The sequence below is a fragment of the Novipirellula sp. genome, assembly GCF_041583735.1.
Lineage (GTDB): Bacteria > Planctomycetota > Planctomycetia > Pirellulales > Pirellulaceae > Novipirellula.
Window position 1 is genome coordinate 1 of sequence record NZ_JBFHFD010000198.1, and the last position, 13,460, is coordinate 13,460.

Annotated in this window: 14 protein-coding genes and 1 pseudogene; 4 read left to right on the forward strand and 11 right to left on the reverse strand. The window is 56.3% G+C overall.

Annotated elements, in window-relative coordinates; translation table 11 throughout:
• From ABX962_RS15925 to ABX962_RS15935, 3 genes are all read right to left on the reverse strand, one after another.
• Nucleotides 1–210, reverse strand: a 210-nt coding sequence (locus ABX962_RS15925) for an NAD-binding protein (protein ID WP_372721045.1), incomplete at its 3' end; no start/stop codon positions are given.
• On the reverse strand, nt 210–401 hold the full coding sequence (locus ABX962_RS15930) for a hypothetical protein (RefSeq protein ID WP_339940206.1): 192 nt from the start codon (nt 399–401) through the stop codon (nt 210–212). The genes ABX962_RS15925 and ABX962_RS15930, both read right to left, overlap by 1 nt.
• Nucleotides 402–579: 178 nt before the next feature.
• A complete protein-coding gene (locus tag ABX962_RS15935; protein WP_372721046.1) occupies nt 580–1,209 on the reverse strand; it encodes a DUF6677 family protein in 630 nt (209 codons plus the stop codon).
• Nucleotides 1,210–1,666: 457 nt separating this feature from the next.
• Between ABX962_RS15935 and ABX962_RS15940 the strand changes: the two genes are divergently transcribed.
• On the forward strand, nt 1,667–2,260 hold the full coding sequence (locus ABX962_RS15940; RefSeq protein WP_372721047.1) for a hypothetical protein: 594 nt from the start codon (nt 1,667–1,669) through the stop codon (nt 2,258–2,260).
• 607 nt (nt 2,261–2,867) lie between these two features.
• Here the strand turns inward: ABX962_RS15940 and ABX962_RS15945 are convergent.
• A complete protein-coding gene (locus ABX962_RS15945; protein ID WP_372721048.1) occupies nt 2,868–3,116 on the reverse strand; it encodes a hypothetical protein in 249 nt (82 codons plus the stop codon).
• Nucleotides 3,117–3,242: 126 nt separating this feature from the next.
• Between ABX962_RS15945 and ABX962_RS15950 the strand changes: the two genes are divergently transcribed.
• On the forward strand, nt 3,243–3,530 hold the full coding sequence (locus ABX962_RS15950; RefSeq protein WP_372721049.1) for a hypothetical protein: 288 nt from the start codon (nt 3,243–3,245) through the stop codon (nt 3,528–3,530).
• Between the two features lie 232 nt (nt 3,531–3,762).
• Here ABX962_RS15950 and ABX962_RS15955 read toward each other — a convergent pair whose 3' ends face one another.
• A complete protein-coding gene (locus ABX962_RS15955; protein WP_372721050.1) occupies nt 3,763–4,929 on the reverse strand; it encodes a hypothetical protein in 1,167 nt (388 codons plus the stop codon).
• Nucleotides 4,930–5,200: 271 nt separating this feature from the next.
• On the opposite strand from ABX962_RS15955, the gene ABX962_RS15960 reads away from it, so the two are divergent.
• On the forward strand, nt 5,201–6,070 hold the full coding sequence (locus ABX962_RS15960; protein WP_372721051.1) for a WecB/TagA/CpsF family glycosyltransferase: 870 nt from the start codon (nt 5,201–5,203) through the stop codon (nt 6,068–6,070).
• 35 nt (nt 6,071–6,105) lie between these two features.
• On the opposite strand, the gene lpdA is transcribed toward ABX962_RS15960, so the two are convergent.
• The 5 genes from lpdA to aroH all read right to left on the reverse strand — a co-directional run bounded on the left by lpdA (nt 6,106) and on the right by aroH (nt 12,304).
• On the reverse strand, nt 6,106–7,551 hold the full coding sequence (lpdA, locus tag ABX962_RS15965) for a dihydrolipoyl dehydrogenase (RefSeq protein WP_372721052.1): 1,446 nt from the start codon (nt 7,549–7,551) through the stop codon (nt 6,106–6,108).
• A gap of 272 nt (nt 7,552–7,823) precedes the next feature.
• Entirely contained in the window at nt 7,824–8,432 is a 609-nt protein-coding gene (gene rpsD, locus ABX962_RS15970) for a 30S ribosomal protein S4 (protein ID WP_339940189.1), read from the reverse strand.
• A gap of 316 nt (nt 8,433–8,748) precedes the next feature.
• Entirely contained in the window at nt 8,749–10,584 is a 1,836-nt protein-coding gene (locus ABX962_RS15975; protein WP_372721053.1) for a sigma 54-interacting transcriptional regulator, read from the reverse strand.
• 301 nt (nt 10,585–10,885) lie between these two features.
• Complete coding sequence (locus tag ABX962_RS15980) at nt 10,886–11,866, reverse strand: hypothetical protein (RefSeq protein ID WP_372721054.1); 981 nt, start codon at nt 11,864–11,866, stop codon at nt 10,886–10,888.
• Nucleotides 11,867–11,875: 9 nt separating this feature from the next.
• Nucleotides 11,876–12,304 (reverse strand): chorismate mutase, encoded by a 429-nt coding sequence (gene aroH, locus ABX962_RS15985; RefSeq protein WP_040764999.1) that lies wholly within the window; start codon nt 12,302–12,304, stop codon nt 11,876–11,878.
• A 317-nt stretch (nt 12,305–12,621) separates the two neighbouring features.
• On the opposite strand from aroH, the gene ABX962_RS15990 reads away from it, so the two are divergent.
• The gene (locus ABX962_RS15990; RefSeq protein ID WP_040765004.1) at nt 12,622–12,873 is read left to right on the forward strand and encodes a hypothetical protein; all 252 of its coding nucleotides are present in this window, start codon (nt 12,622–12,624) and stop codon (nt 12,871–12,873) included.
• A 273-nt stretch (nt 12,874–13,146) separates the two neighbouring features.
• Here the strand turns inward: ABX962_RS15990 and ABX962_RS15995 are convergent.
• Nucleotides 13,147–13,460 (reverse strand): annotated as a pseudogene (locus ABX962_RS15995) (hypothetical protein); the annotation flags it as partial.

The window sequence follows — 13,460 nt, forward strand, 5'->3', positions numbered from 1 at the left end:
CAACACGATGTCGGCACTACACACATCGGCTTGAAATAGTACCGTGCTTTGCGAAGCGTTGCCTTGGATCGCGCGGACGTCCAATTCGCTGTTAATTCGGCGAACGTTTGCCGGATCGTTGTCGACCACCGTCACGCTGTGTCGACGGCGACAAAGAATGTCGGCGATCCAGCGGCCTACCGTTCCGGCACCCAGAGTCAGAACTCGCACTAAATCATCCAATTCAAAATGCAAAGGACCACAAAAATGAACGCCATAAACCCACAGATCCAACGCCCCGTACCCAACGCATGCTTAATGATCAACGAATTGTCCTCATGACGCGTCGCACCAAACACCAACGAGATCGAAATCAACAAAGGCACAAAGTACAGCAGGTAGGTGGGGGAGATGGAAAGCATCGTCAATCAATTCGCTGCAAAGTGTAATAAGAAATAATAAGACGCGATGGTCCGTTGAGCACAACAAGCTTGCGATCGCTGGGTTGGCAATCCGCATTCAAACAAAGCAGGAGAGGCGGAATCGTCGGGTGATACCGAACGACTTCTTCGCGTCTGCTTCGAAGTTTCCCTATTTAGTCTAGGCATTGGATTCCGGGTTAGGCGAAGGATTTTCGGCATCGTCCCCCACTTTGCTCTCGTCTTTCTCGCCGTCGCTTTCCTTTTTGCGTCCGCTGATAGGAACCGACAACGGACCTCCGAAAGCATCATAGATCACCAAAATATTCAAGAGTCCTGCGATCACCGTGTACCAGGTTCCCATCTCGTAGCCCGCGCCGTGGCGAGCAAACCATGCGGAGACATCGTCGGCATTGCTTTCAATCACCGGCCGACGTGGCGGAGCCATAAAGCCGCCCCACAAGGGCTCGTAACGATTAAGGGTTCGGCCGTTTTCCGTCATCCCCCGCATCCGGTTTCCTTGTACCAACGCAGGAAACGCGACCGCTCCCACGCCCGCTTGTAGAAAGTAATGCCATCGTTTGTCGCCAGGCTGCCAGGACGCGTACACCACGTGCCCCCCACCCAGCGCGAACCCAAGGACCCAAGTGGAGAGAATGCAAACGAAAAACAGCGCCGCCTTGCTGGTGCGTCCCTGGTAATAATGTCCCGCACCGGGCAGCAACCAAGCTAAGAAGGCGGCAAGAGATCGATTGCGAAGATCGACACGGAGTCCATCGACCGCGATCACGTTGTCTTCATTGGAGGGCATGAGCTTCGTTTGCTTTCAATAGTTCGTGGGCAAGATTTCGTGGGTAAGTAATTTTCGGGAGTTGGTCTTTCAAACCAAGCGGCTATTGTGCGGAAAAGCGATTGCCGGCGGTAGCCGAATCTGAACGCTGGCCCGAAGTCCACTTCGCAATTAGCCCGAAGTCCACTTCTAGCCCGAAGTTCACTTCGCAAATGGCCCGAAGTCCACTTTAAAACCAATCTGTCGCGACTGAGGATTCGCATCCGTGTCGAGGATCTTGGTCTTTCCCTCCAGCTTCCTTTTTCGTTAGGGTCATCGGCGACGTTCCGTTGCGATGCCCCGCAAAGCTGGCCCCGCACCGCTGGCCCGGCTTCTAACGCACCGGATCTACCTTGACGCCCCCTTGGTTGGTTTCTTATTTACCAGAATCCATGCCTGATCTTCCTCCATTTTGATGGCCTTCGCTATGACCCGGATTTTGTTGAACTCTACCCTGTTTGCTTCCCTACTGTTCGCAACCGTCGGTTGTGGCGGATCCGAGGAAGTTGCTCAACAGGCATCCCCCAATACAAACGTCGCTACCACATCGGCCAAATCGCCTGCCGAAACCTCGGCAACCGACGTGGTGAGCCAATTTTTGGATCAAGTTCGTCGCGGCGGAGAGAACTCTGGCGCCGGCGAATTGCTGACTCAGCGAGCTCAAGCGGAACTCAAACGAATTGGACGCACGGTCCAGCCCATCGGCTCGCCTGACGCTCGTTTTAACGTGACCCAGGCGCGTGAAGTGCCTAATGAACCCAATTCGATGTTGGTGCAAAGCATCTGGACCGAACCAGGTCCTGAAGGCACCCAAAACGACTTCGAAGTCGTCTGGGCAGTGCAACGCGAAGCATCAGGATGGCGAATCTCGGGACTGGCGATGGAAATCGATCCGACCGAGCCACCAATCGTGATCGATTTCGAAAACGGCGAGGAAATGGCCAAGCTGCTCGCAGGAAGCGAGGGATCCGAAACCACAAGCGAAAATGGCACTCAGGCGGCCAAACCAGCCTCCGAAGCGCTTTCTCGCTAAGAATTCCGGCAAAATTTATCCTTGCCTTTTGTTCACTGCTTTGCCCCGCATTGTGTCGAGGGCAATCCCCACCCAAACGGCCTGCTGTGGCCGGAAAAATCGGCATAACCCCAACCAAAAACGCTCAAATTTGGCGGGATTTGGCCACAATCTTTGTGACAATCTTACCTAGCTTCACAATTTGTGTGCTGTGGCACACAAAATGCCGGATTTCGTCCGCCATCGAATTCAGGCAAAAAATCCTTTCACGGATCGTATTGGGTGGATTGACACGATTTTTCCCAAGGTTACTGTAGCGGCGAAATTGCGCGAGCCGTAAAGCCAACCTATACCCCCCATCTTAAAAGGGTGCGGGGGGCTGGAACACGGTTCGATGATCTTTCGGTAGTCGATGATGTTATCGGCGGTTGGATCGACGCGATGGGCCGTGGGATTATGGCCTTAACAATTTTGATGTGCGAATTCGGATCGCACCAAACTCCGAACACTTGGGAGATCTTTATGAATCGGACTGTGGTGAGCGGCATTGCCGCATTCGCACTGTTAATCGGTGCGGCAGTAGTCATGAGCGAAACCGCTGAAGCAGGACACCATGGCGGTGGACTTTTCAGCCGACTGCACGCCAAACAGTGTGGCGGTGGATGCGCTCAACCGTCGTGCGGCGGTTGTGCTGTTGAAAAAAGCTGTGGCGGTGGACTGTTCGCACGCTTGAAAGCCAAGCACGCAACTCCTTGCTGTGTTGCTGAACCTGTTTGCTGCGAACCAGCACCAGCACCTGTTTGCTGCGAACCAGCTCCAGCACCTGTTTGCTGCGAACCAGCTCCAGCACCCGTTTGCTGCGAGCCAGCTCCAGCACCTGTTTGCTGCCCCGAGCCAACCTGTGGCCACAAGAAGCATTGCGGCTTGTTCAGCAAGCTTCGCAATCGCAAGAGCAGCTGTGGATGTGCAGCAGAGCCAACTTGCTGCGAAGCAGCTCCTGTAGTTGAAGCTCCTTGCTGTGGTGGCGACGTTGTTGCCCCTGCACCTGCAGCTCCTTGCTGTGGTGGCGAAGCTCCTGTTGCAGTTGAAAGCAGCGAAGGCTACGACCTTGCTCCAGGCGAAACTCTCGTTCCTGGCAGCGTTACCACCGGTGCTGCTGCTGAAGCGGCTCCAGCTCCAGAAGCTGCACCTGCTCCTGCTCCAGAAAGCAGCAGCGATGCACCTCCAGCGCCAAAAGCTGACGCTAACACCGACATCTAGTCGCGACCGGTTTAACCTCGCGTTAGGTTAAGCCAGAGAAGATCTTGAAACCTCGTCGATCCCCTTGGATCGGCGAGGTTTTTTTGTGCGTTGACGGCAAGCCTTTTATGCGATGAAGAGAAGCAAGCCCAATCCCATCCGCTTTAGGTAGCGGCACGCCGCGGGGCCCGGTCCGGTGGCAGCGAGTAAAACGTTCGATTTTGACCGGGCGGCTCGCGCCCCTCCGCTACGAAAACCACACGTTCGCCGCATCGCTACGAACGTCAATCGCCTAACAAATCGACGATATCGGGGCGCAACCGGCTGACGTCGTTCTGGTCCTCTAGATCATCCGGCTTTAAATACAGCCGATCCTGCTGATCCGCATCTTGAACGTGGTACCACCGCGACGTGGTCACCGCGATCGACCCTTTGTCGTCACGAGTGATCACGCGTGGCTCGAATTCCGAATCGTTACTCGCCCAGGCCGCTGGATCGATCAGCGTATCCGGTTGCGTCTTGATCTTCGCAAGCAGCATGGCAAGCGATTTCGCATTGACCACTCGCTTTTCACGCAGGGGGCCTAGATCGCTGACGATCATCGGCACGCGATGGTGGCAACTACGCAGCGGCCCTGCGCGATAACCAATCGTTTGGTTTTGCCCAAGACTAAACCCGCTGGTCCCCACCAGCACCACAATCGGATCCCAATCGGCAGCGTACTCCAACAGCAACGCTAACATCCGATCCAACAAGCGGACTTGGCAGCCGTACGTTCGCATCCAGGCGACGGCAAGGTCGGGATGCGAATGCTCGGTCAATTTCAATTGCGGCGGCACCACGTCGGGAAAGACCCACGGGGGCATTTCGCACTCGGCTTCATCCAATGCCACATCGGTTTCGGGCAGCAGATCTAATTCCTCGCTGGGCTCGCCTGCGTACAGTTCATCGGCATCCAACGGCACCAACCATCGCGGCGCATCCCAAGATCGCACCAACGATTGCGTATGCAACCACCAAAGGGCCGCAGGATCGGGATCCTCGATGCGAGCAAACAGCCCCGCAAATAGGCTGGCGAGGTGCGTTTCTTCGATCTCTTCGGCTGGCAGCGTGTCGACATCCGGCGGATCCGATTCGATCAACCAAGTTTGATCAAAGTCGTTGTCCAGCGATTGCTGCGACAAACGAGGATCGTCGGTGATCAATTCCACAGGGCCTTGTTCGTTCCAGCGTGCGATCCAGTGGTCGGGGGCATGCGACGGCGGCGGAGCCAACCAATCCGCAAGCATTTTCAGCCCGTCATCATGTTCGGCGATCGCTCGATCCCACACACAACCGCGACTGGCGAGCAGGTCGATCGCAGGCGTTTCATTCCACGAAGCCCCGTAGCAACCGAGTGCGGATGCCGCCAAACCCTCCACCGAGATTACGATCATTTTTCGATCATTCATGCGCGTTACTTTGACGAACCCGCGAATTCCCTACAACCGGACGATCCGGCAAAAGAGCTCAAAGTTCCCAGCGGGGCTTCGGCGATCCGAGGGAAACGGTCGTTTGCAGTGACGTAGCGTTCAGAGTCACACGCGTTTCGTCACGCGGTGCACCCAACCCCCCCCATTTCACGATCTGATTTTCTTGACCCATCCAATTGCGGAAACAAACCGAGCAATGAATTACACTTCGTCTGTAGCTCCCTTTGGCATTCCCGTGGCTGTGCCTGCAATGAATGAACCTCGCAATTCAAGCGTGCAAAGCGATTCCGCTGCCGCGGCGTTGCCGCAACCGGCCCCTCCGCTGCCGGACCGGATCCGCAGCGAGGTCTGGGATATCCCCTTTGATCACCTCACGCTTGCCGAAGCGGTGGACCGAATCGAATGCTTGGTTCAGCGACGCATCCCAAGCTACGTGATCACCGCAAATCTGAACTACTGCATGCTGCATCATCGCGATCCCGAGATGGCAACGATCACCGACGATGCGGACATGATCCTTGCCGACGGACAACCGATTGTTTTGCGCAGCCGACTGTCCAAGGAACCGCTTCCCGCACGGGTCGCTGGCAGCGAAATGATCTACCACCTTGCCGAGCGATGCAGCGATAACGGATGGGGCATCTATTTTTTGGGGGGCGAAGAAGGCGTGGCACAGCAATGTGCCAAGAAGCTACAAGCGATGTATCCCGGGCTCAAAATCTCGGGTGTCGAGTCGCCTCCGTTTCGGCCACTCAGCGAGAGCGAACAAGGCGAACAAGATCTACGCATCAAGAAGTCCGGCGCCGCAATCTTGCTGGTTGCGTTTGGGCAACCCAAAGGCGAGAAGTGGATCCACGAAAACTATAAGCGACTGGGGATCCCCGTTAGCATCCAGCTCGGCGCGTCCTTTGACTTTATCGCTGGAACGGCCAAGCGAGCTCCGATCGCATGGCAAAAAATCGGTATGGAATGGGCTTACCGAATGTGCAGCGATCCCAAACGACTCGTCCCACGCTACGCTCAAAACGCGACCTTTTTGTTAGGCGCGTTGATCGAGGATTGGAAGCGTTTGGTCACAAGTTGGGGAATGGGCGATTGGAGTAATCGCCCCGAGAGGTAACACGGCCGCGCCGATGACTTCCGCGACGCCGCTGTTTAGCTGGCTGCGGCAGCAGGCTTCTTTTTCGGCTTGTAGATTTCGGTAGCCGTACCGAAGTGGACTTCGCCTGCATTCATCAACGTCTCGCTGAGCGTCGGATGCGGGTGAACGCTTTCGGTAATGTCGTGCACTTCGCAGCCCATCTCGATCGCCAACACGGCTTCGGCGATCAATTCGCCCGCACCGCTGCCGACGATGCCACAACCGACCACGCGTTGGGTCTCGGGATCGACCAACCATTTGGTCAAACCATCGGTGATGTTCAAAGCTTGGGCACGGCCACTCGCCGCCCACGGATAAACTTCGACGTCGACTTTGCGACCGGCCGCCTTGGCTTCGTCTTCGGTCAAACCGGCCCAAGCAATTTCGGGATCGGTGAAGACCACCGCAGGGATTGCCACTTTATCAAACGCTGCGGGTTTGCCCGCGAGAACTTCGGCTGCCACGCGGCCTTCGTGCGTCGCTTTGTGAGCGAGCATCGGATCGCCTGCAACGTCGCCGATCGCAAGGATATGCGGATCAGCGGTACGTTGTTGGGCGTCACATTCAATGAAGCCACGCTCATTGACCACCACGCTTGTGTTTTCCAGTCCGAGACCGCGAGTCACAGGACGACGTCCGATGCTGATCAGGACGCGGTCAAATTTCTCGTGCCCAAAGTGGGCGGGACCTACAAACGTCACCTGGATCTTGTCGCCATCTTCGGCGAGCGAGCCGACCTTGGTATTGAGCAGCACGCGGCCTTCGCACATTTTGTTGATGCGTTTAGCGAGCGGTTTGACGAGATCGCGATCGGCTCCGGGCAACAAGCCTTCGCTGAGCTCGACCACGGTGACTTTCGAACCAAGGTGAGCGTACACGCTGCCCATTTCCAAACCGATGTAACCACCCCCGACCACCAACAATGTTTCAGGGATATCGGCAAGAGCGAGAGCTCCGGTGCTGTCCATTACACGGTCGCTGCCAATGTCGAACGCGGGCGGCATCGCTGGCACGCTGCCGGTCGCCACGATGCAGTGATCGAACGTCAATTCGCCACCCTCGGGGATCGATTCGTCATCGCCTTCGAGTTTCAGCGTGGTCGAGTTTAGGAACGTGCCCCGCGCTCGGATAACGGTCACGTTGCGGCGTTTTGCCAATTGGCCCAAGCCGCCCGTCAAATTCGAGATCACTTTGTCTTTGCGCGCTCGCACTTTGTCGACATCGATCTTGGGCTTTTCGTCGTACACGACGCCCCAATCTTCACGCAGCTCATCCACTTCGCTGATCACCTTGGCCACATGCAGAAGCGCCTTGCTGGGGATACAGCCGCGGAGCAGACAGGTACCACCGAGACGAGGCTCGGCTTCGACAATCGTCACATCAAGGCCTTCGTCGGCAGCCAAAAACGCAGCCGCGTAACCACCAGGACCACCACCGAGAACAACAACAGGACTATGCATCAGAGGAGATTGCCTCTCAAAAAACGACTAGGACGATTCGTAAAGACAGCCTGTCGCAACCAACGAGATCGGTGACAAGGCCAAGGGAGACGTCATTATAAACAGAACCGGCAACCTAAATTGCCGGTTCGCATCAATGACCATGTACCAAGCGGGCTCCACACGCATGCAGAGCCCCCCCACGCGGTGACACGCACTCGAGTGGGGGAATCGGCAGGCAAGGATCGGCACGCAAGGACGGCACGCAAGGGGAAACGCAGAATCGCGAACGCTTATCGTGACAAGAATTCGACGACGCTGTTCGCATCCACGGGCAAGCTAATGTCGCTTGGTCCAGGAAGTCCCAGCACGGTAGCCTTCAGGTTTTCGCTATCGAAGGTGACCCAATCCAGGGCGTCGGGCGACGCATTGGCGATCACACCGCGATAAAGATTCTTCAAGTTTTCACGACCACGGACTTCGATGATATCGCCAGGGCGAAGCTGGTAGCTGGGCTTGGTGACCTTCACGCCGTTAACGCGAAAGTGACCGTGCGTGATGCCTTGACGAGCTTGAGGACGAGTCTTAGTGAAACCAACGCGGCGAACCACGTTGTCCAAACGACGCTCGCACATCAACAGCAACAATTCACCGGTGTTACCCGATTTACGACCAACCGCATCAAAGTAACGACGAAGCTGACGCTCGCCCAAACCGTAATAGTGCTTGATCTTTTGCTTCTCCATCAACGCCATCCCGTAGTTACTCGGGCGACGTCCACGAACGTGCATCCCGGGCGGGGTGTTACGTCGGTCCAGTGCGCGTGCAGCACCGGCTGTTTCATAAAGAAGGGCGCCGAGGCGACGGTTGATTCTTGCTTTGGGGCCTGTATATCGGGCCATACTGCTTTACCTTTTTGCGTCCAGGACGCGGCTTGGGGACATCGGCAGGAGTGAAGCCGCTCAGAGACAAAATCTGCAAGCGAACTGCTGCCAGCGTGCGATCCGCATGGGGACGGCGATTACCGCCTTGTCCCCTGTACTGGTGTCGACCATTGACACCAGGCGTTCACACATCGAATTCGAGGAAGCCCGAAAGTGTCGCCTGCGGGGTCCAATTTGACAAGAGGAAGCGAGGGCTAATTGGGCTAGAAACGCGGAAAACAGGCCAAAATGACCGACGTTTGCCGGTTGCGGCGAGATTTCCACGCTCGCTAGCTTAGCGATCGATCTGGTATTCGGTGATCTTGCGGTACGCGGTCGCACGGCTAATTCCCAGCAAAGCTGCCGCCTCGGGGACGCTGCCGCCGGTACGCTCGAGCGCCTTACGGATCAGCCGACGCTCCCACTCATCCAAACGGAGGGTGTCCAGTCGGCTCAACCCCGCATCACGCAGCCCGAGGTCGTCCGCTTCGATTGCCGGATCATCGGCCATCACGACCGCGCTGTCGATCACGTTTCGCAATTGACGCACGTTGCCGGGCCAAGCGTATTCCAGCAATCTCGTTCGTGCTTCGTCGCTGATCGCCAACAGGGGGCGACCATGTTGGCGGCGAAAATGCTCCAAAAAGTGACCAACCAACAATTCGATATCGTCGCCACGATCACGCAGCGGCGGCACGAGCAGTTCGAACACACTGAGCCGATAAAACAGGTCTTCTCGGAAACGTTTTTCGCGGACAAATTCGGCCAAGTCACGGTTGGTCGCGGCGATCACCCGCACATCGACCAACACCTCTTCGGTCGCACCGACAGGCAAAAACGGATGCCCTTCGAGGATTCGCAACAGTTTCGCTTGGCCTTCGAGCGTCAATTCGCCCACCTCGTCCAGAAACAACGTCCCCGTATGGGCTTGCTGGAACCAACCGATATGGTCGCTGTCGGCGCCGGTGAACGATCCTTTGCGATGACCAAACAATTGACTTTCGATCAAATCATGAGGAATCGCGGCACAGTTGACGGTTAACATCGGCCGCTTGGAGCGTCGGCTAGCGCGATGCACAGCGCGGGCCACCAATTCCTTGCCAACCCCGCTTTCCCCACGAATCAGCACACTGCCGCTGGCGTTGCCAACGCGTTCGATCCGCTCCTTTAACTTCTGCATCACGGCGCTGGATCCGACCAGTTCGTCCGAATCGGCGTTGCGGTCCGCGATCCGCCGGCGATCGGCTCGCAACGAATCACGCTCGAACGCTTGGCTCAACCCGATCGATAACAAACGGGCGGCGGCAACGGTCAATTCAAATTGTGATTCACTGAATTTGGGTTCACGACGATACAACTGCAACACTCCGACGTTGGTATCGTCGCTACCGATCGGGGCATAGATAATGTCGGACCACATTTGATCCTTGCCCGTGGTGCTCATTTCACTGGCGTCCGACTTTGCCGGATCATTGATCCAAACCGCTTCTCCCTCTTTGACGATTCGCTTGAGCAGCGATTTTTCGATGGTCACCAAGTCGGCTGCATCGGCGGGCTCCACACGTCGCGGTTTCAACCGTCCGTCACCGGAATCGAATGACAATCCAACCACGTCCGCATCGGTTCGATCGCGAAGCAATTCAATCAGCGTGCTGATCACCTCGTCGGGACTTTCACAACGCAGCAAACTGAGACTCAGCGAATACAGATCCATCAAATGGCCTGTCGCAGCAACTTTGGCGATCGGATCTTCGTCATCGGCGGTCCAGCGATGCTCGGTCTTGACCGACTCCCACGCAATCGTTTGGGTAAGCGATGTCTCTTCGGTCGATTCCCCCGCGGGCTCGACCAACTCGAGCTCGGTGGCACCAATTTTGACCGTGTGGTGGTTTAGCATCCGAGCATGGTCGGTTTTCTGGTCGTTGACCAAGGTCCCATTGCGGCTGCTGGTGTCACGTAAATGCCAATTGCCATCCTCGAAATAGATGACGGCATGGAAACGCGAACTGACGGGGTCCGTCAGCATGATTTCACAACTCTTCCCTCGCCCGATATGCATCGGCCGTTCAGAGTCCAGAGTAAATTGCCGGCCTTTCTGAGGCCCGCTGCGCACCATCAAATATGCTGTCATCTGTCGCTTCTTGGCGTCTTGAACACTCGAAACCGTTCGAGCAGCCCGGCGGCTCCTGCTTACGAATGCAATCACCGGACCTTTGATCGTCTCATTTTAAGACATCGTAATATCAATGTGGCGAAAGAGGTAGCAAAAGAATCCGGAATATCGGAAACAGGCTATTGCGGCTAAATCGCGAGTCGAGACATCCGCTCTACGAAAACGCCCCCTTTTCTGTCAACGGCTTTCGTCCGATCGACGTATACCCCCCCGAGACTCTTGACGCGTTCCACTACTGAAAATGCTTCGCAGTGTTGCCCTAAAAGGGCTCGGCCGGAGGCGAGATCAGCTTGTTTTCCTCGATTGCTTGCGACAGCGACTTGAGCGCGACCGGCAACGGTTGCGGATCACGATCGAGTTTTTCCCACCACTGCGAGAGCACATCGCCGGCGATCGCCGCATCACTGAGTCGCCACAATCGGGTTGCTGCAGAAATCGGCAGGGCACTGCCAGGCACGAGATCCAGCTCCGCTGCAGACCGCAGCACGATCGGCACCGAGGCAAACGCCCATGCCGACGTCAACGATGCGGGACGCCCAAACGTGCTGTCGCCCGGTTTAGAGGTCAACGATTTTTGAGCAATATGTTGTTCAATTGCGACTCGCGTGACCAACCACGCGACCCGCACCACCTCAGGTACGTTGGGCAACACATCGGTCAACATCGCCTCGATCCAAATCGCAGCGTTCTTGCCTTCGTCGCTGCCCGGTTCGAATCCGCCGTCGCCGCCTCGTAGCGGCTGGACGAACAAGCCATCGACACTGGCTGGCCACCAATTCTTCGGTGGACTTTGCCCCCAAATCTGCTTGGCGACTTGGTTCAACACACCACGACCGACGGTGTCCCAGCGCTCGCGGAGGGGTCGGGATCGCAATTCGAGCTGATCGAGCAAACGGGGGAAGCGATCGCGAACAACGATGCGGCATTCATCCAATTGGCGAACGATCCCACGACTGGTCTGGTCGACTTGAAGTGCGCTGCACCCCGACGCGACGAGCGCGGTTTCGCAAGCCGCCCGCGTTTCGACGCAACCAATCGATTCGCGAACCAAACGACTCCAAAAGCCGCGCATATCAATTGACGACGAAAGCAAACGCTCGTTGATCTGCGTGACGCAGGGCACAAGCGCCTGCTCGAGTTTTTCGTCGGTACAAGCGGCCCCCACGGCAACCGAATAGGCAGCGTGAATCGTCGAAAGGGCGGTATCGGGTTTCCAACGAATCCGTGGTGATGAAGCCAAGGTTGCCTCCTAGCCTTCGGCGCTCAAATGATCCTGAATCCAACACTCAAGTTCCTCGAAATCCACTGGCGGGTATTTGGAGAGATCAGGGCGCAATCGCTTGGCTTCGTGCAGATAAACGTGATGGATTTCGGATTGAGGCTTGTCGGTATTCCAGTGCAACATGACCCGGATACAACGCGGCAACGAGCCTTCGACCGACACTTCGTAGCCGCACAACAGCGGTACTTCGAGCCACCCGAGTTGGCGGGCTGCCAAGGCGGGAAACTCGGCCGTCAAGTCGGAAGTGACCGTAAAGAAGGCGCTCGCAACGTCCGCCGATTCGATCTCGTTTTGGCGGATCATCAAGGCAAGTAATTGACGAGTCGCGGTGAGAATTTGATCACGATCATCTTTCTCAACGCTGGTCGCGCCTCGCACACCACGGCAAACTGTCATCGCTAGAAGGTCTCTTTAATAAAAAGCAAAATTAGACGGGCAATCGCATCCCCAACGTCTCACCGCGTGCGGAAGCCGTTGTGAATCATCGGCCAATCATGACGCTAGCCCGGCCTCGGATCATCGCTACTATAGAATAACTGACCCATGACCGATAACTGGGTACAGTCCAGAATCGAGATTTGCCCCTTCGGTGATGCCCCAAACGGGAATAACCCGCCTGCGGCAAATCCGCACGGCCTGCATTCAAAACGGGACGGAAAACGAAAGTTTCCTCCACTCAAAATTTTTTAGCCACCATCCACTTCGGAGTGACAATGACCGAACGCACTCGGCATCAAGAAAAGATTATCAAGAATTACTACGAAAATCGCGATTCCATTGGGCTTCAGAAGGCCCAAGAGGCGGTCACCGAACTGTACCTCAGCGAAGGCAAAAAGCGAGCTCAAGTCTGGAAGCGGCTGACCAGTCACTTGGCCAAAATTGGTCTGAAAGAGGACCAGATCGCCAAATTGCAGGAAGACGACAATCCCGAGCAACTCGCCAAACTGCTCGAAAAATACGTCTAGCAATTCATCACCGCTCGGATCTTCTCTGGCGTCGCGGATCTTGTTATCCCGCCATCGCTGCTCCCAGGCCCGAAATGCCTGGGCTCGAAATACCCAGGCCGCAAATACCTGGGCTCGAGATTCTTCGCTCAGACTCTGCTCCGTCCTCATTCACGAACGACAAGCAGTGCTGACTTCGTGAATCGAGGGAGTTGCTGGTTGAGTTAGGCGTTTTGAACGATCCTTGACCGCCAGGACCAAGGATCGGAAATGCTTCTGCGTCGATGGACTCGCTTATGGGATCAACCAGAAGGCTCCGGTCATCGCGGCGGCTTGCGTCAAACCACCTCGCAAACTGATCGGCACCGGAGGCTTGATCCACGGAGCGCAATTGCCGGGGCGATAGTACCCCAGAGCGTATTGGCATTCGTTCGGTGCATGCACGCCCATCTTGTAAGGCAACACCGCGATGTTGACAAAGAAATGAGCAGACGAAACAACCGGTTGCCACAGCGGTCCACGGGTGTGACCGTAACGCTCGAGGTTGACATCTTCGAAGTACAACGGCTTGTGACACAAGTTGGATGCTTTCCACGTCATCGTGGTAC